Source organism: Psychrobacter sp. AOP31-B2-9 (assembly GCF_052378005.1).
In the GTDB taxonomy this organism is placed as follows: domain Bacteria; phylum Pseudomonadota; class Gammaproteobacteria; order Pseudomonadales; family Moraxellaceae; genus Psychrobacter.
This window is the reverse complement of the sequence record NZ_JBQSXG010000063.1, coordinates 1-18,303: the sequence shown is the minus strand read 5'-3', so window position 1 is coordinate 18,303 and position 18,303 is coordinate 1. Positions and strand designations below refer to the sequence as shown.

The window sequence follows — 18,303 nt, the reverse complement described above, 5'->3', positions numbered from 1 at the left end:
GTTTTTTATCAAATCAGCTATGGCATTTCAAAGCAGAGGAGTTCTGTGATGTATACCAGTAATTTAAATAATTTAATCCTTAATAGTGATAGCTATAAAACCTCACATTGGGTGCAATACCCAAGCGGTAGTGAGTATCTGTCGAGCTACATAGAAGCCCGTAAAGGCGACTATGATGTGATGTTTTTTGGCTTGCAAGCCTTTATCAAAGAATACCTAAGCACCCCCATTACCCATCAAGATATCGATGAAGCCGAAATGGTCATTCAAGCACACGGCTTGACCTTTAACCGTGCTGGTTGGGAGCGTTTGGTGGACAAACACGGCGGCTACCTGCCGTTGCGTATCGAAGCTGTCCCCGAAGGTAGCATCGTGCCAGTATCTAACGTGGTCTGTCAGGTCATCAATACCGACCCTGAGTTTTACTGGTTACCAAGCTATATCGAAACTGCTCTATTACGTGCGATTTGGTATCCATCAACGGTCGCTAGTGTCTCGCATTATTGTAAAAATATCATCCGTAAAGCATTAGAAAAATCAGCAGATAACACAGATTCGCTTACTTTTAGGCTGCATGATTTCGGCTCACGTGGTGCATCTAGTCAGGAGTCTGTAGCACTCGGTAGCTTGGCACATTTGGTGAACTTTGCGGGTACAGACTCAATGGCGGCGTTAATAGCTGCCAGTCGTTGGTATCAGATGGGCCAAGATATGCCAGCGTTTTCTATCCCTGCGGCTGAACACAGTACCATGACAGCATGGGGCCGCGATGGCGAAACCGCTGCCTTTGCCAATATGATCGAGCAGTTTGGTGGTGAAGGCAAAGCATTTTCGGTGGTGTCTGACAGCTACGATCTATGGAACGCCATCGATAACATTTGGGGTGGCAGCCTAAAAGACGACGTGAAAAATATGGGCGGTACACTGGTTATTAGACCAGACAGTGGTGAGCCTACCAAAGTAGTCCGTGAAGCATTAGAGCGTTTGGCAGTGAAGTTCGGGACAACTATTAATAGTAAAGGTTATAAGGTACTACCTGATTATGTACGAATCATCCAAGGGGATGGTATTAGCCCGCAAAGCTTGACCAAGATTATTAATGTCATATTAAAAGCAGGCTTTAGCGCAGATAATGTCACATTCGGTATGGGTGGCGGTCTATTACAGCAAGTCAATCGCGATACCATGAGCTGGGCAATGAAAGCCAGTGCTATCTCTATCGATGGCGTATGGAAAGACATTTATAAAGATCCTATCACTAGCCTCTCGAAACGCTCAAAAAAAGGTCGCTTGGCTTTAGTCCAAAACGCTGACGGACAGCTAACAACTATCAAGGCCGATGAATTGGTAACTGATGCAGACAACCTACTACGGGATGTCTATGTCGATGGCAAGCTATTAGTCGAAGACAGTCTGACGACTATTCGGGAGCGTGCAGGATGGTAAAAACCAATAAGCTAACTTCTGTCGCAAAGGATATTTTACTTGCCCCGGTCTACCTCTATCAAGGACGAAAAATCAAGCGAGATACCGTTAGATTGCCTGAGCCAAATGGGGAAAGGAATGGTCGTGTCAAACTAAACCAGTCTACGGATGTCAAAAAAACCACGCTAAACTTAATGGTTGTTGGTGACTCGGCCGCCGCTGGTGTTGGTAGTGCGTCACAGCAGGAAGCCCTAGTCGGCAAGCTCATTCCAATCCTAACACAGCAGCCCACCATCAATACTCAGTTTGAGGAGCTGATATGGTCATTGCAAGCAACGACTGGCCATACCAGCTTTGATATCCTTCGTAGGCTATATATTTTGCCTATGCCTAGTCAACCCGTTGATGTGATGGTACTAAGTGTTGGCGTCAATGACACTACTTCTAATGTTTCTACACACAAATGGCAGCAGCAGATTGAAGATATCATTGCTATTGCTCAGCGTAAATTTGGTGTGCGAGAATTGATTTTTTCAAGTCTACCACCGATGGCACAAATGCCTGCAATACCTACTCCACTCAATAACTTTGTTGGTGCGAAAGCCTCAATGCTCGACACAGTATTGCAAAAAATCTGTGCCGATCATGATGGTGTCAACTATATGGCAACTGACTTTGCACGGATGATAGAAGAACACTCTAATGGCACGCCTATCGATATTGCTGTAATGTTTGCCAGTGATGGCTTTCACCCTAGCAGTCTTATGTATGGCTATTGGGCGCAGCAATTATCAGAGCAGATTGTACAAGCAATAGAAACTACCACTGCCTAAAACTTACATACAGTCAGCGAGCCACTGAGCCACTATAGCATTACCCTACTTAAAGGTACTACTTATACAGTTGGCTGTCTTGTATCCATTACAGAGTGCTTTGACTATAATGCTACTTATAAAATTCAAATAAAAAAACCGCTGAATATCAGCGGTTTTTTATTGCTTATCGAGATGTATTTATACCATAGGTATAAATTACTCAGCAGCTTTCTTACTACGACCACCAAACGCACCAAAGCGTTTGTTGAAGCTAGCAACACGGCCTTCAGTAGAAGTTTTACGTTGCTCACCAGTATAGAATGGATGTGACGCACTTGAAATATCAAGTGGGTAGTATGGGTATTCTTTACCTTCATATTCACGAGTAGCTTTAGTTTTAACTGTTGAACGAGTCAAAAAGAAAACGTCAGCGTTAGTGTCGTGGAACAAAACTTCTTGGTAGTTAGGATGGATATCTTTACGCATAATAAGCTCTCTATGTCCGATGTATGTATAGAGATTTTAGACGGTATCTTTTATGATACGCAAAATCAATAATGACATACGTAACTGAGGCACTAAGGGCATTTATAAGTATGGCAACTGCGTCACTGGCTTATTCCAGCACCCAATACCATTTCCCTGCTCACTTAGCCTTTCCCCAGCGGGAAAATTAAACCGCGATTTTAACGTTTTTTGGTGTTTGACGCAAGCATATCTGATATTAAGACCCTAATAATATAAGAATACAAAACTGACAAAAACCAGTCAGGCCTGACTTAAAAATAGCATGACATATTATTCGGTTAACAATTTTGCGAGCGTCAGTATCCCTGATGATAGCGGGCTATCTTTACGATAAACAATCGATAGCTGGACATTTTTTGCACCATTACTCAGTGGTGTCATGACCAATGACTTTTCATATCGACTACCTACCACCATGTTTTGGCCGATAATAGTATATCCTAGCCCCGCAGCGGTACAACCTAAGACACCATCGGCGCTGCTCATCAACATCAGCTCATCACTACTTCTACCTGCTTCCTGCTGCCAAATGAGCGCCTGTGTTCTGTAACCACACCCTTCATCACGCACCAATAGCACAGGGTCATGCTCACTGTCTAATGGCGTCACCATCACTAGCGTTTCTTTTACAATAGGAATCACCTCAAGATCTTTGTGCTTAGGTGGATTGCCGATTGCCGCACAATCTACTTTATGGTTCAGTACAGCTAGTACCAACCGATCACTAGTGTCTGTATGAATTTTAGCGCGAATCTCAGCATGATTTAACTTAAGTTGTTTGAGTGCCAACGGCATATGAACGGCCGCAAAGGTTTCCGGCATACCGATTCTTAATTCATAACTGTCTTTGTTACACAAAATAGCCGAGGTTGCCTGATACTCTAATTGTAAAATTTGATCGGCATAGTCGCACAGCTGTCGGCCGCTAGGAGTTAATTGCAACTTTCTGCCAACGATATTGAATAACTTTGTGTCCAGCTCTCTTTCAAGCTTTTTGATACGATTAGTGATATTCGACTGGACGGTATGCAGTTTTTCAGCAGCGCCTTTAATGCCATCTTCATCAACCACCGCTTTAAACGTTTTTAGCCCCAAAATCTCCATATAGACATCCTTATCCATTTATTAAACACTTCTTATAATAAGAATCTTTTGTTCTAAATAATTCAATTTTTAAGACTAACAGAGTCACGTATTCTTTGTGAATCACTTTCCTATATTAAGTCATAAAAATGTCTATAAAGCTCACGAAAATCCGTGTATACATTGCTGGAATTTGTAGTTTGATAGTGACCGTAGGTGTTGCTAGGTTTTCGTATAGCCTGCTATTACCCGTTATGCAAGAAGGCGCGGGCTTAACAGATCTAGGTAGCGGATGGTTGGCTAGCACCAATTTTATGGGCTATATGTTTGGTGTGTTGCTTGCTGCGAGTATGCATAATCTCAATTATAAATATAACTTACATCGTATATATCTTGTTTTGAGTGTCATCACTTCTGCTACCATGGTTTTGACCACAGATATAACCACTTGGGCAATATTGAGATTCCTCGCTGGAACCTGTGCTTCGGGTGGATTTATTATCGCTTCAGGATTGGTACTAAAATGGCTAGTAAAAAACAACCACCGTGCTGAGTTAGGTATTCATTTTGCAGGTGCAGGTTTGAGCATCGTCATCACCTCGTTATTGTTTGAGGCAATACAAGCGCTAGAAGCAGATTGGCAACAGCAGTGGTTGGCCTTATCTGTCTTGGCGATTGTCTTTGCTGTACCTGCGTGGTTATGGATGCCACATCCTTCCACCGAAAATAAAAATCAAGAAGTGGTTAAGGACAACCCACCCAGTAAGACTTTCAAGTCACTCATGATGCTCGCTTACTTTTGTGCTGGTTATGGCTACGCGGTAAGCTCTACTTTTATTGTTGATATTGTAGAAGGTACCAAAGGTTTGCAAGGGCAAGGCGGTTTGGTTTTTCTTTTGATTGGCTTAGCTGCTATACCCGCTGCACTTATATGGGATCGTATTGCTCGAAGATTTGGTTATCTCAAAACGCTCATTGCCGCCTATCTGTTACAGGTAACGGGTATCATACTACCTGCTCTCAACAACAGTTTACCTACTGCCATAGTCAGTGCCTTATTATTTGGTGGCACTTTCATCGCTTGTGTGAGCTTGGTATTAACAATGGCAGGTAAGTTTTTTCCCAGTGATCCTGCCAAATTTATGGGAACAATGACATTGTCTTATGGCGCGGCTCAAATTATAGCACCCGTCTGCACTGGTTATATTGTCGAGATTTATGGAAGTTATAACCCAGGCCTATACCTGTCAGCAGCGGTTGTCATGGTTGGTACAGTTTTTTTATATAGCTTGTTAAATTTGAAACATCCTTAGCTAAAGAAAATAGTTCATGTCATACTACCAGGCAAATGTTCAAAATAGCCTAAAAATATGTTTTGGAATGAAATAAAGCAGCTATCGAACGAGCTATTTTCCATATTATAAAAGTTACCCTTTTATTACTACCTAACATATATTCAGTAAAATAAGTAAATACTCTTGTTAACCTCAGAGTTTATTGTTATATTTATATATAAGAATTTACGAATATAGTACTCAGTACTGAGGAATCAAAGAAATGGATACAGCAGAAGTTGCGTTAGTCACTGATGCAGATACAATAGAAGTTGAGTTTGTAGGTATAGATAAAGAATGGGATAAACAAATATCAGACTATAATTTTGACGTCTACCACTTATCTGGTTGGATTACGGCATCATCTGTCATCGATAAAGGGACTCCTCAAGGTATCATCGCTCACTATAAAAACAAAAAAGTATTTCTACCTATTATCATACGAGAAATAGATGCAGAGTGTTGGGATGCCACATCTACTTATGGTTACGGTGGTCCTGTGATGGACCAGTCTCTAACCGATGCCCAATTAGATATCATTCTAACAGAAATAAGGGCCTGTCTCTTTAAAAAAGGCTGTGTCTCTCTATTTATGCGCCTGCACCCAATCATCAATAAAGATTGGCTACCCACTGTTGGACAAGCCTTAACTCATGGGCTAACATTAATATCTGACCTAAATAAGTCTGAAGAACAACACTGGAGCGAAACCCAAAATCGCCATCGCAGAGGTATCAAAAAAGCTCTAAAAATGAATGTTGTGACCAAGATTGAGCCATTAACTAAAGAAAATGCCATGGTGTTTTCAAAAATTTATAAAGAAACTATGGCGCATGTCAAAGCATGTCAATATTACTTTTTTGATGATGCTTATTTCTTCAATTTATTTAAGAATCTTCACGACAGAATACTCTTGATAACAGCCTATCAAAATGGCAAAGCGATTGGGTCATCTATATATACCCTCTGTAAAGAATCTGGCATCATGCAATTCCATCTTGGCGGTACACTTAATGACTATACAAATTTGCAGCCATCCAAACTGATTACTCATGTTGCGCGTGGTTGGGGCAGAGAAAATCAATATCAGCTACTACATTTTGGTGGAGGTTTAGGCTCTAAACTAGATTCTTTATATGAATATAAAAAAGGATTTAGCTCACGAGAATTATTATTTAAAACCTATAGACTGGTCGTCAATCCAGAAAAATATGCTGCATTAGTCGCCAACAAACGTTTTACTAAACACGATTTGAACTCAGATTTTTTCCCTTTGTATAGAAAAGAACCTACTATAGAGAAAGTTGTGGAGACTGATTAAGCGCAGCCTTTAACAAGCATATTATTACAAACCACTTCTCTTCTGTTGTAGCTTGGATAGACTTGTCTATAAATTAATAATGTTGATGAAAATGAGATAATATTCCGTCCAATAATAAAAGTAGCGCACATGATAGTAGAGTATTGATCATATATTTAACGATGTTTGACAAGACTTAAACATCTGAGTCTATTAAGATGACTATCAAGTGAATTGAAAACAGACCTTCCTTAGATACTCAGAAAAATAAAAAAGCAGCCACGATAATGGCTGCTTTTTTTTAACTAAAAATCAGCATATGCGCTCAATCTAATAAATATCTGTCTAAATGTACTAAAAATGACCAATTATTGACAAAACTCATGTATGTATTTACTTATTTGCCATCATATTAGATGTAGTTTTTCGTAAAATAACCCTATAGTGCTTAAGAGTCACTACACAATAGTAAATATCACCATTACTACTTAATATGTATATTGAACTTAAAAAATTCGCACGCATATCAACAGTTATAAGTTATTTAAGGTACAAAAAATTCAATAAATATATCGATCACGATCTGCTATAAATGATATTAAGGATACGATAATAACAATGACTCAATCTATGACTGACAATCAAATGCATTCTGCCAAACGCGTTGGTATTCTTGGTGGTGGGACGGCAGGAGCAACGATCGCTATTCGCCTTGCAGCATTAGGACTAGAAACTTATGTTTTTGAAAAAAACAAGTCACTAATTGACGGCCCTCCGATGTGCCATTTACATGCAGGTGGCAATTTGTATCGTGAAATTCCTGATGAAGACTGTGTCACACTGCTCAAACAATGTATCGATATTTTGCGATTGTATCCTCATACCATTGATGTCCGTCCAACGGTATTTGCAGTGCCAACTCGCGATGAAGGTTTGCCTGAAGATTTACTGCCACGCCTCGATATATTAACAGATACATACCGTGAGCTTATCGCTCAAGACGTCAGTAATAAAGTATTGGGTGAGCCAGAGAACTACTATCAGCTCTATAGCCACGAGCAGCTGATTGAGCTTTCTGAGCGTGAGCAAGTCGCTGTACCGACTACCGTTGATGAGTGGATGATACCAGTTGCTAAGTATCTAGACCTTAATAAAGTTAAATATCCGCTGATTGTTGTACAAGAGTATGGTTGGAATATTTTTCGACTAGCCGCCTCTGCGCAACTGGCGTTAGAAAGCTATGCGCATGCCCATGTCTTTACTGACACTGAAGTGCAGCAAGTCATGCCTGTCGACTGTGAAAACTGCTCAAATGCAGACCACCATGTCACCAAATGGCGTATCGACTATCAGCAAGCATCTCATGACAAACCCAACATGAAATGTGACTCCGCTACCAAATCTATCGAAGTCGATTACTTAATCAATGCTTGCGGCTTTCGCACTGGCATAATCGATGATATGGTCGGTGTAAAAGTAACTCGCATGGTTGAATTCAAATCTTCTTATATCACGCATTGGGACAATACTGGCGGACAAATCCCAGAGATTATCGTCTATGGTAGTCGCGGTACACCAGAGGGTATGGCCCAGCTCACACCTTATCCGGGTGGCTATTTTCAAATACACGGCATGAGTAAATTTATCACGCTGTTTGATGATGGATTGGTCGCCTCTAGCAAAGACAGCGCGCAACCCGAATTGCCACCCCAATACGTACACTATATTGAAGACGGCTGGGACAAAGCACCATTACAAGCGCGTAGTCAGCAAGCTATCGACTATGTTGCCGAATTCGTACCGACATTTCACAGCGCGCGTACGGTGGGTAATGCGCTATATGGCGGACAGCAGATACCTGGGAAAGACGATACGCTACGTGTTGCGGATGTAAGTTTATACTCCAATATACGTTATGCACGTGCTGAGAATGTCAAAGCGTCATCGACTTTGATTGCGGCAGATCAAGTTGTCGATGAGCTGGTTGAGCTTGGTTTGATTGAGCGTGACACAAAAGAAAACCAAAATCGTTATACTCATAATTGGCCTTACTTGACACAAAACGATAGCTCAGCGATTGATAAAGTCGCCCATGTACTGGCTGAACAACGTGGGTTTCCGTCACCGATGGCTGGTGTCAATCATAGTATTCCAGAATCAGCTTAAGACCTGGCTGAACGTTAATCGCTTGTCGATGATAAATGGCTTTTATGATTTGTAAGGTCTATGATCGACTGCTTTTAATGATAGTCTGAATCAAAACCTGTCCCAAAATTGAAGAAAAAAAAGAGAGGATAGCTAACTATCAGCTATGCTCTCTTTTTTATAAAAAATAAAATCAATACCTTATAGGGTTCAATACATTATAAAACACATGATTTTCATTTCAGAATACGGTTATAAATAGTAGAGACCTTATCTATTAGTTACCAACCATCTTTTCTGTATCGACGGCAGAATCTATGGTGACCACTGTCTTAAGTAGATCAATGGCGTCATCAATAGTATTACATACAACCAAACGCTCAAGATCTTGCTGCTTCATAAAACCTTGCTCAGTGGTGTATTTCAAGTGCTCAATCATACGATCATAGAAACCATTAATATTCAGGATAATCATTGGTTTTTCATGCTGATATAGCTGTCGCCACGTTGCAATTTCCATGATTTCTTCTAATGTACCTAAGCCGCCCGGTAAGGTAATAAAAGCATCAGCATATTCTGCCATTACTGTTTTACGGGTGTGCATGGTATCTGTCAGGTGCAAACGTGTTAACTGATTATGAGCAATTTCGTGCTTCAGCATAAAAGTTGGAATCACACCAACGGCTTGCGCATCCCCTTTGACAACTTCATCCGCAACAGCACCCATCAGCCCGATACTCGCGCCACCATAAACCAAACCCATGCCATTATTTGCCAGTGCCAAACCCAGTTCACGAGCCGCTTTTTCATAGACGTCGCTGTTTCCCAAACGCGATCCACAATATACGGCCACCAATGGCATCGTTAACGTTGATTTATCTACTGCTTTTTCTATATTGCTAATATCTTGGCTGGTAATGACTTCATAAGTATCGTTGTTAATTTTCATTTGCATAGAACATCCTTAATAGTGACAACACATGAATTTTCACTTGTTTTTATGTATATAGTTTTCGTTATCGCAAGGTATGAGATCAGAGCAATACCTTGTTATATAATCGCGCTTTTATCTTAACATAGCTGATGTGTTTGGGTAGTGACAACGATTTATCAACACGTAAAATAGCCTGCCTATCTTATTTAGCGCTCACTTTTTCTTTTGCTAGAGTGTCGGCATTAATACGCTTAATCAGTGCAGAATGTAGAGACGGCTGTATGTTGTGAATGTTGCCTATCATCCATTTAACATAGCTGATAGGTACATCTTTAATTGGCTTGCCCTTATGCTTACCAAATGGCATCTTGCTCACAGGAGTCGCTTTGTTCGAAATAGCATGTGCCAATGCAAAATCCGTCGGCTCAATCTCTAAGCGCTTGCAGCACGCTTTATAAAGCAAAAAACACATGCGTACATCACCTAGCGCATCGTGAGCGGCAATCGTCATACTGCTCGCCTCGCCTTTGCCCAATAACTGCTCGATACATTTGGACTGCCCATAAGCGCGCCATTCAGGAAAGGCTACCCGTGCCAGCCGCACAGTACAAATAAGCTTGGCAGATGGCTGACCAATCACTCGCCAATCGAAACGTACATTATGACCGATCAAATATGCCGGCAACTCAAACTTATCCAAATCAAAGCGCTCATAGCCGGCCACATCGGCATCGGTGATGCCATGAACTTTGATAACAACGGGCGATATAGAGCGACCACTATTAAAGTACTGCATCCACTCAAACCCAGTAGCCACATTGATGGTTGCTACTTGTATAGGTCTTGGGTCACGACCTTGATCCGTTTCAGTATCAATAATAAGCGCCGTTTCAACCCCAGCAGAGACATCATTATTATCAGAATTCTCGCTCATAACATATTCACCATCAATAACTGCCCCAGTATCTAAATATTCAACAGACCTTACTCATAACGTCCTATATTTATGGGGTTAAAAGCCATAGATAACAATATGATAGATAACAATGCGATACAGACCTTAAGTGACAAGACTTCTATAATAAAAGTTAAACATCACAAGACACTTAAGAGAGCTCAATGCTAGCAGATAAACGAGAGCAGCCACCAACGCCTTCATTTTTCGGTCACGTACTAAGCGTACTGATTAAGGCAGCTGTGTTAATCGTGCTACTATTTGTCTTTGATAAGCTGTTGCCCAGCATTAGTCAACAGACACAGTCATTCGTGGTCGCCAAGTGGCAACAGCTCAGTTTATTACAACAAGAGCTACCTACAGAAGACAGCCTGCCGAACCCACTACCAGGACAAAACCTAACCGATACTTGGGGTGCAGCACGCAGTCAAGGTCGCTCTCATGAGGGTATTGATATTTTTGCAGCGCGCGGCACTCCGATACAGTCAGCAACGCAAGGCATCGTCCGTAAAGTCGGTGAGAATAATTTGGGCGGCCGTGTGGTGGTAGTCGTTGGGCCTGGCGGCGCAGGGCATTACTATGCGCATTTAGAAGACTATGCTGATATCGCTCCTGACAACTGGGTAGACGTTGGCGATACGATTGGTTATGTAGGCGATAGTGGCAATGCCAAAGGTACACCACCCCACCTTCATTACGGCATCTATATTAACGGTAGTGCCGTTAACCCATACCCACTGTTGCAAAAAAAGTAAGGTCTGTTTAGGGTGCAGATCTAACGTAAGTGGCTGGAAACACCATGCTAAATGTCGAACCAACGCCTTCTACCGAGTCAATTTGCAAATTGGCCTCATGTTGATACAACACATGTTTTACAATTGCCAAGCCCAGTCCTGTGCCACCAGTCGCACGACTACGCCCTTTATCAATGCGATAAAAACGCTCTGTCAAACGTGCGATATGCTCAGGGGCAATACCAATACCATTATCTTCAACAGCAAACTTACAGCCCTCTGACGTCTTCGTCCAGCTGATGGATATGTCACCACCTTTTGGCGTATATTTGATAGCGTTAATCACTAAGTTAGATAATGCACTATTTAAGTACATCTCTGAGCCTTGTAGCCCATCATAAGTGTCTATCTGTAAATGAATAGTATGACCATACGCTTGGTTATAGGCTTGCGCATCATCATATACATGCGTCAGCAGCTTGGTCATATTAATATAATTGAACTCATGAGTTTCTTCGATTTCGATGCGAGATAGTAGCAGTAAATCATTTACGATTCTATTCATGCGTGCTGTCTGCTGGGTCATCAGCTCAAAACCACGTCGCCACTGTGGCGGCATATCAGGCTGATGTGAGAAGTTTTCTAGATAGCCCATCATCACTGTCAATGGTGTACGCAGCTCATGTGAGACATTGGCCACAAAATCGCGGCGCATTTCCTCTAAATGCTGTAAGCGCGTCACATCATAAATAATGAGTAGTTTTTCATCACCGAACGGCGTTATTTCGCACTTTAGGTAACGCTTAGCATCTCGCCATGACTCTATATGAACACCATCGTTCGGTATGGGTATCGAATGATAGTATTCACGAAACTCAGGCGCACTCACAAAGTCAAAAATACTTTGACCTTTAGACCTTGCTTGTAATAGGAGTAAATCTTCTGCCGCTTGATTCCACCACTCTAATCCATCATCATTATTCAGTAAAATAACTGCATCTCGTAGCGCTTGTACGGCGCTACTGATCTTTTTAAGTTGTGCTGTCGCATTCTGCTGGGCGGCTGGCTCTAACGCACCCTGTTGCTCATTTTCTATTGGCATTATCACGCTCATCCGTCATCCTTAGCACTATTCACTATATTACGTTGCAATTGCTATGACACTTTTTATCGTAAATCAAGTTGGTTCAATAAAGCTAGAAAATCGATAGCCTATACCACGCACCGTTTGTATCAACGTATCACACTGATGCGGGCGCAATAACGTGCGCAAACGCTTAATGTGTACATCAACGGTTCTATCTTCAATATAGACATTGCCGCCCCATACCTGATCTAGCAGCTGTGTCCGCGTATAGGCACGCTCTGGGTGGCTCATAAAAAATGCCAGCAATCGATACTCAGTGGGGCCGACATCGATGACTTTACCAGCAGCTGTCACGCGCTGGCTTTTGGTGTCTAAACTTAGCTTTCCAACTTCGATAGGCTTATCACTACTCAGCGCACTACTGCGACGTAGTACAGCTTTGATTCTAGAGATCAGCTCACGTGTAGAGAATGGCTTGGTCATATAGTCATCAGCACCCGCATCGAGACCATGAACTTTGCTATCTTCTTCACTTTTAGCCGTCAACATAATGACAGGGATTTCAGAAAGCATTTCGTCGTTTTTGAGCATACGGCAAAAATCAACGCCACTTTTGTCGCCAGGGAGCATCCAATCTAATAAAATAAGCGCAGGTCTATGATCAACCACTTGTTGATGCGCTTCTGATACGTCAACTGCCTGCAAGCTATCAAACCCTGCCATATCTAGCGTCATAACAATCATTTCACGAATCGCAGGCTCATCTTCAACAATTAAAATTTGCTCATTATACATACGGTATTCTCAGCGTTAGAGGACAAAACTTACCCTAAAAAATAGGCGCTAGTTGCTCGCCAGATTTTATCTATTAGACGGATTAATTATGACAGCTTAATGACATTTGTTTTAACTGCCTTTTCTTAATATCAAATCCAAGTGTTTAATTTACTTCTAATAAAAAATTCAACGGCCCATCATTGATACTCAATACTTGCATATCAGCACCAAACTGACCAGTAGCGACCTGAGAATGCTGCACCTGTGCATAGGCGACCAATTGTGCAAACAACGCTCGTGCGGCATCAGGGGCCATGGCATTGCCAAAGTCAGGACGACGCCCTTTGTCTGTCTTTGCCATTAGAGTAAATTGTGAGACTAGTAATAACCCACCACCTACTTGTTGGAGGTTTTTATCTAATTTACCATATTTAGCAGGGTTCTCATCATTTTCAAAGATACGATAAGTCAGAATTTTATCGATCATTTTCTGCGCACTTTGTAGCGTATCATCGTGACCCAAACCAATATATGCCAACACACCTTGCTCAATATTACCGACACAGTGTCCATCGATAGTAACACTCGCACCCTTTACTCTTTGTATTAGTGCTTTCATTTACTGACTCCTTACAGATTATGCTCATACAATAATATGCTGTCCATGGTAAAATGCAGCCACTCACTTGCCTATTAATTATTACATCAAACTCTATTTTGGTAACCTCATTATGAATTTATTCACCACTTTGCAACAGCTTGTCCCACAACAACAGCTAAGTAAAGTTGCTGGACGTTTGGCTGCCAGTCGACACCCTTACGTCAAACGTGCTTTTATCCGTAGTTTTGCAAAGGCATACCATGTCAGCTTGGACGAATATGAGCGCCAAAGCCTTAACGCTTATGAAAGTTTTAATGACTTTTTTACTCGTGAGCTCAAAGAAAATGTTCGCCCTATCGACACCACAGTTGACGGTATTGTCAGCCCTGCGGATGGTATCATCTCTCAACTCGGTCAGATTGACAACCATAAACTGCTCCAAGCCAAAGGACGCTACTATGACGTCGGGCAGCTACTCGCCGACAGCGAAGATGGTAGCTATTTTGCTGATGGTAGCTTTGCGACCGTCTATCTAGCACCTAGTAATTATCATCGTGTCCATATGCCATTCGCGGGCACCTTGACCAAGACACGCTACGTACCAGGTACGCTGTTTTCAGTCAATACCACCACGGCAGCTAACATACCTGACTTGTTTGCGCGCAATGAGCGCTTGGTTTGTATATTTGATACAGCCTACGGTAAAGCCGCTGTGGTGATGGTTGGGGCGATGATTGTCGCTGGTATCGAGACAGTAGCGACAGGCAAGATTGCCCGTACTCAGGATATTCAAGAAGCAGAGCATGACATGAGCTTTGAGAAAGGCGATGAACTTGGCCGTTTTTACTTAGGCTCAACGGCGATTGTCGTATTGCCAAAAGCCGCAAAGGCTGACTGGCAAGACAGTATGAAAGCCAATAGTGTGGTGCAAATGGGACAGTTATTGGGCAATATCAATACCAAGTAAAGTGTCCTTTCGTACAAAAACTAAAGCCCAGTTAGACGTCATGATTTGCGTCTAACTGGGCTCTTTGCTGACTTTAGCTGATACTAAGATGGTTCATGCTCATATCGAAAGCGCTTCAGTACCGAAAACCTTTCAATATTAAAAGTCTCTTAATATCGAAAATGCTTATGAATAGGATAAGCAAATAGGATGTTTTCTTCTTGTGTACCGCGTCCGATATTATGAATAATCATCGGAGTGCCATCGGGGGCTAATTTGTCTGAGACGATACCTATATGTGGTAAATTACCATTCGGCAAGCGCCATGACACGATATCTCCTGCTTGAAAACTGTCTTTATCGGTAATCGATAATGTCTGTCCATGGCGATCAAAAAACGCTTCAAGATTGGGTACACGGCGATGATCGATGTTTTTGTCCGTCGACTTTAACCCCCAGTTTTTTGGATAGCTTGACCAGTTGGACTTCATGTCATGATTGACCAATTGCTGTAGATCGATATTTTGCAGGCGATAAGCTCTAATGACGACATCCGTACAGACACCTGTTTCTATCGGTACATCACCACGCGGAAAATCCAATTTACGATAAGCAGGATCATAACTAGTGGTAACGCCGATTTGCTTTTTGGCATCATTTGCCAATTTATCACCACTGCTTACGGAGGTTGTTGCTTGAGATATTTGCGCCAAACCCAATGCACTGACTAAAACCAGTGATTTGCATAGTGTTTTATAAGTTACAGACATTCTCATTTAACCATCTCTTTTTCATTGAAACTATATCCTAGTACACTAACACGTACAAAGAATAAGTAAGTTGTAAAATCTTTAAGCAATCCAACCATCCACCTAGAAATATGTTAGAAAAACTTAAAACTAAGCCGTGTTGAACATTCACAAGTCAAGCAACCACCCCTGCTGAGTCGCGTATCTAATATTTTCTGCTAACCAGTCATGAATACTAGGGAAGCTGTCTTTGATAAAATCATGTGCACCGCTCACTTGCGAGCGCGTAACACCTAGCTCAATCCATGTTTTTCCTTCAGTATTTAGATTGAGTAAAAAAGGCAACAGTCGATCAACCACTTTTAGCAGCTGAGCCTCTTTGCTATCGCCCGTTTCTTGCTCCTCCCAGACCTCGCATAAATCTGCAATACCATTGCCACGCTCCGCTTGCAATCGAGCAATGCCTTCGCGCTCTTCAACGTGTGCAGTACTACGGCTGCTCGCATAAAGAAAGGTATCACCGGCATCAATCTCACCCAAATCATGTACCAGTGCCAGCTTTAATAACTTTTCATGATTGACATCCAGCTCAAACTGCTCAGCGATAGACCAGCAGGCCATAGCCAAATGCCAAGAATGCTCGGCAGAGTTTTCTAAGCGAGTGGTACCTGTGACATAGCTGCGACGATTAACGCGTTTTAGGGCGTCCAACTCTAATAAAAAATGCGTCACATCATCTATCTTAATGCGCTGAGCGCGATTGGAATCAGTCAATGATGGAGGCTTAATTGATGATGCTGGAGTGGCTACTGACATACTGTTCTCTAGTTTTTCTATGAGTTGCTTTAGCTTAAGGTCTTTTGAACACAATAATGTCTATTATACATGGTATTAAACGGTACCTTACGTTGACTCTATTTTTATCACTGTTTTTAAATGAGGACACACTCTAGATATAAAAATAGCGCTGATACTATCAAGCGCTATCTCGTTCACGACTATTTGCAACCTCTTATTAGTCGAGGTTTATTAGGGCGTGTTAATAAATGCTTATTAATAAAGGCCTGCATAACTCTGACCGCTCAATACTGGCTCAATAATACCTCATATCACAAGCTACTTGATCAAGTTACTAATGGTTTTAAAGGCAGGATCACGACTTGAGCGACACAGCTCAAACAAAATGGTTTCAACAGTAGTAATCACACCACCAGCACGGCGAATGCGGCGAATGGCTTGTTTTTTGTCGTACGGAAAACGCGAGCCAACTGCATCTCCAATAATCACGGGCTGCATGCCATTGTCTAATAAATCAAGAGCGGTCTGTAACACGCAAACATGTGTTTCTACACCAAATAATAAAACAATACTGCGATTCTGCTGCGCTAGGTAATGCCATGAATCATCGTTATCACAAGCGCTAAAGGTTACTTTTTCAAAGCTTTTAGCATTATTACCTTCTAATACCTCACGTATCTCCGGCAAAGTCTCACCTAGGCCTTTTTTGTATTGCTCATTGAGCATAATGGGGACATTGAGCGCTTGCAGACCTTTGATAAGCGTCACGGTTTTTTTAACAATATTTTCGTGGTCATAGATATGCGGGGTGAGTCGCTCTTGTACATCGATAATCATGGCTTGCGTGTTTTCACGGGCGATTCGATAAGTACGTTCGGTAATCATAGTAGACATAGTACACTCCTTGTACAACTGGCATTGTTGATTCGCTTTACACTTATTTAGTCATACTTTATTCAGTGCGTCAATGGCGATGTCTTCAGGTTATCAATAAGATAAAAAAGGCCTCACAATAAATGTAAGGCCTTTCCTTTTTGACTGCATTATTTTAGATTGTTTAAACTTAGGTTTGATATTCAACCATGTATCACTTGGTGATCTTATCTAAACACCATACCACCATCCGTTAAAATGGTTTGCCCAGTGATATAATCTGAGTCTTCCGATGCTAAAAATGATACTAAGTTTGCGACATCATTGGGCTGTTGTGGACGACCAGCCAAAATCCCACTCGTGAATTCTGTCCAAGCTTGCTTAGGCTCATAACCTTTATGGTCAACGAACGCTTGATCGATTCGCTCCCACATCGGCGTATCAGCTACCCCTGGGCAATAAGCATTGACACGGATATCATACTTCGCCAACTCTTTAGCAGTCGCATAAGTAAACGCACGTACAGCAAATTTACTGGCACAGTAAAGGCTTAACATCTCATAACCTTCGTGACCAGCGATGCTACAAGCATTAATAATCTTGCCAATACCTTCTTGAGTTTTCATTTGTTCAGCAGCAGCTTGTGTACCAAAGACAACCCCTTTCACATTAATATCGAGTACCCGATCAATCTCAGATTCTTCAATTTCTAAAAAAGGAGATACAGATTCTACACCTGCATTATTAACAAAGACGTCTAAGCGACCAAATTTATCTACCGCATGTTTCACCACATTAAACTGGTCATCACGTTTTAGCACATTACCTACTACCGCGCTAACGTCAAAACCAGCATCAACTAACTTCTTCTCTGCCTTTTTAAGGTTCTCTTCATTGATATCATGTAGCACAACTTTGAAACCGTCATTCGCTAACCGTGTCGCAATTGCATTCCCCAAACCGACTGCTGATCCTGTGACTACTGCAACTTTTGTAGATGTTGCCTTAGATGCTTGAGTGTTCTTATTGTCTGACATAATCGACCTCGTATTATTATTAGTTTACCTAAGAAAAATAGCTAGTCTGTGTTATCACTATTTAGGTCTATAGTGCACTCTATCAGATTATCATAAACAAACACTTAATGCTCCATTCACTATTTCGAGCTTTACAAAGAAGCTTACTCCGACTAGATTTTTAATAAAACTACTCTCTAGAA

18 protein-coding genes are annotated in these 18,303 nt (G+C 41.6%); 7 read left to right on the top strand and 11 right to left on the bottom strand.

Going from position 1 to position 18,303, the window contains the following annotated elements; genetic code table 11:
• Positions 1-48 precede the first annotated feature (48 nt).
• Complete coding sequence (locus tag ACT3SX_RS08730; protein WP_192520495.1) at positions 49-1,446, top strand: nicotinate phosphoribosyltransferase; 1,398 nt, start codon at positions 49-51, stop codon at positions 1,444-1,446.
• Positions 1,440-2,258 (top strand): SGNH/GDSL hydrolase family protein, encoded by an 819-nt coding sequence (locus ACT3SX_RS08725; RefSeq protein ID WP_192520494.1) that lies wholly within the window; start codon positions 1,440-1,442, stop codon positions 2,256-2,258. Before ACT3SX_RS08730 ends, ACT3SX_RS08725 begins: the two co-directional genes overlap by 7 nt.
• Positions 2,259-2,456: 198 nt before the next feature.
• Here ACT3SX_RS08725 and ACT3SX_RS08720 read toward each other — a convergent pair whose 3' ends face one another.
• Both ACT3SX_RS08720 and ACT3SX_RS08715 read right to left on the bottom strand, forming a co-directional pair.
• Entirely contained in the window at positions 2,457-2,726 is a 270-nt protein-coding gene (locus ACT3SX_RS08720) for a type B 50S ribosomal protein L31 (RefSeq protein ID WP_192520493.1), read from the bottom strand.
• A 312-nt stretch (positions 2,727-3,038) separates the two neighbouring features.
• On the bottom strand, positions 3,039-3,872 hold the full coding sequence (locus ACT3SX_RS08715) for a LysR family transcriptional regulator (protein ID WP_192520492.1): 834 nt from the start codon (positions 3,870-3,872) through the stop codon (positions 3,039-3,041).
• A gap of 128 nt (positions 3,873-4,000) precedes the next feature.
• Here ACT3SX_RS08715 and ACT3SX_RS08710 point away from each other — a divergent pair, with 128 nt between their 5' ends.
• The 3 genes from ACT3SX_RS08710 to ACT3SX_RS08700 all read left to right on the top strand — a co-directional run bounded on the left by ACT3SX_RS08710 (position 4,001) and on the right by ACT3SX_RS08700 (position 8,651).
• Positions 4,001-5,164, top strand: coding sequence for a YbfB/YjiJ family MFS transporter (locus ACT3SX_RS08710; protein ID WP_192520491.1), 1,164 nt, complete (start codon positions 4,001-4,003; stop codon positions 5,162-5,164).
• 244 nt (positions 5,165-5,408) lie between these two features.
• Positions 5,409-6,506 (top strand): hypothetical protein, encoded by a 1,098-nt coding sequence (locus ACT3SX_RS08705; RefSeq protein ID WP_442062492.1) that lies wholly within the window; start codon positions 5,409-5,411, stop codon positions 6,504-6,506.
• Positions 6,507-7,103: 597 nt separating this feature from the next.
• Positions 7,104-8,651, top strand: coding sequence for an FAD-dependent oxidoreductase (locus tag ACT3SX_RS08700; protein WP_192520080.1), 1,548 nt, complete (start codon positions 7,104-7,106; stop codon positions 8,649-8,651).
• A gap of 256 nt (positions 8,652-8,907) precedes the next feature.
• Here ACT3SX_RS08700 and ACT3SX_RS08695 read toward each other — a convergent pair whose 3' ends face one another.
• Entirely contained in the window at positions 8,908-9,585 is a 678-nt protein-coding gene (locus ACT3SX_RS08695; RefSeq protein ID WP_192520081.1) for an LOG family protein, read from the bottom strand.
• A gap of 181 nt (positions 9,586-9,766) precedes the next feature.
• Positions 9,767-10,498, bottom strand: a complete 732-nt coding sequence (locus ACT3SX_RS08690; protein WP_192520082.1) for a putative quorum-sensing-regulated virulence factor — start codon at positions 10,496-10,498, stop codon at positions 9,767-9,769.
• Positions 10,499-10,683: 185 nt separating this feature from the next.
• On the opposite strand from ACT3SX_RS08690, the gene ACT3SX_RS08685 reads away from it, so the two are divergent.
• On the top strand, positions 10,684-11,274 hold the full coding sequence (locus ACT3SX_RS08685; RefSeq protein ID WP_192520083.1) for a M23 family metallopeptidase: 591 nt from the start codon (positions 10,684-10,686) through the stop codon (positions 11,272-11,274).
• Between the two features lie 7 nt (positions 11,275-11,281).
• On the opposite strand, the gene phoR is transcribed toward ACT3SX_RS08685, so the two are convergent.
• From phoR to dtd, 3 genes are all read right to left on the bottom strand, one after another.
• Positions 11,282-12,367 carry a phosphate regulon sensor histidine kinase PhoR gene (phoR, locus tag ACT3SX_RS08680; protein ID WP_225739251.1) on the bottom strand — a complete coding sequence of 362 codons (1,086 nt, stop codon included), beginning with the start codon at positions 12,365-12,367 and terminating at the stop codon, positions 11,282-11,284.
• A 63-nt stretch (positions 12,368-12,430) separates the two neighbouring features.
• On the bottom strand, positions 12,431-13,135 hold the full coding sequence (phoB, locus tag ACT3SX_RS08675; RefSeq protein ID WP_442062495.1) for a phosphate regulon transcriptional regulator PhoB: 705 nt from the start codon (positions 13,133-13,135) through the stop codon (positions 12,431-12,433).
• Between the two features lie 145 nt (positions 13,136-13,280).
• Positions 13,281-13,736 (bottom strand): D-aminoacyl-tRNA deacylase, encoded by a 456-nt coding sequence (gene dtd / locus ACT3SX_RS08670; RefSeq protein WP_192520085.1) that lies wholly within the window; start codon positions 13,734-13,736, stop codon positions 13,281-13,283.
• Positions 13,737-13,848: 112 nt separating this feature from the next.
• Between dtd and asd the strand changes: the two genes are divergently transcribed.
• Positions 13,849-14,685 (top strand): archaetidylserine decarboxylase, encoded by an 837-nt coding sequence (asd, locus tag ACT3SX_RS08665; RefSeq protein WP_192520086.1) that lies wholly within the window; start codon positions 13,849-13,851, stop codon positions 14,683-14,685.
• A gap of 149 nt (positions 14,686-14,834) precedes the next feature.
• On the opposite strand, the gene ACT3SX_RS08660 is transcribed toward asd, so the two are convergent.
• The 4 genes from ACT3SX_RS08660 to ACT3SX_RS08645 form a co-directional block, all read right to left on the bottom strand.
• Positions 14,835-15,434, bottom strand: a complete 600-nt coding sequence (locus tag ACT3SX_RS08660; protein WP_442063471.1) for a DUF1287 domain-containing protein — start codon at positions 15,432-15,434, stop codon at positions 14,835-14,837.
• A 147-nt stretch (positions 15,435-15,581) separates the two neighbouring features.
• Positions 15,582-16,229 (bottom strand): HD domain-containing protein, encoded by a 648-nt coding sequence (locus tag ACT3SX_RS08655; RefSeq protein ID WP_192520087.1) that lies wholly within the window; start codon positions 16,227-16,229, stop codon positions 15,582-15,584.
• Positions 16,230-16,529: 300 nt separating this feature from the next.
• A complete protein-coding gene (locus ACT3SX_RS08650) occupies positions 16,530-17,105 on the bottom strand; it encodes an isochorismatase family protein (RefSeq protein ID WP_192520088.1) in 576 nt (191 codons plus the stop codon).
• Between the two features lie 206 nt (positions 17,106-17,311).
• Entirely contained in the window at positions 17,312-18,121 is an 810-nt protein-coding gene (locus ACT3SX_RS08645) for an acetoin reductase (RefSeq protein WP_192992373.1), read from the bottom strand.
• Between the last annotated feature and the right edge of the window lie 182 nt (positions 18,122-18,303).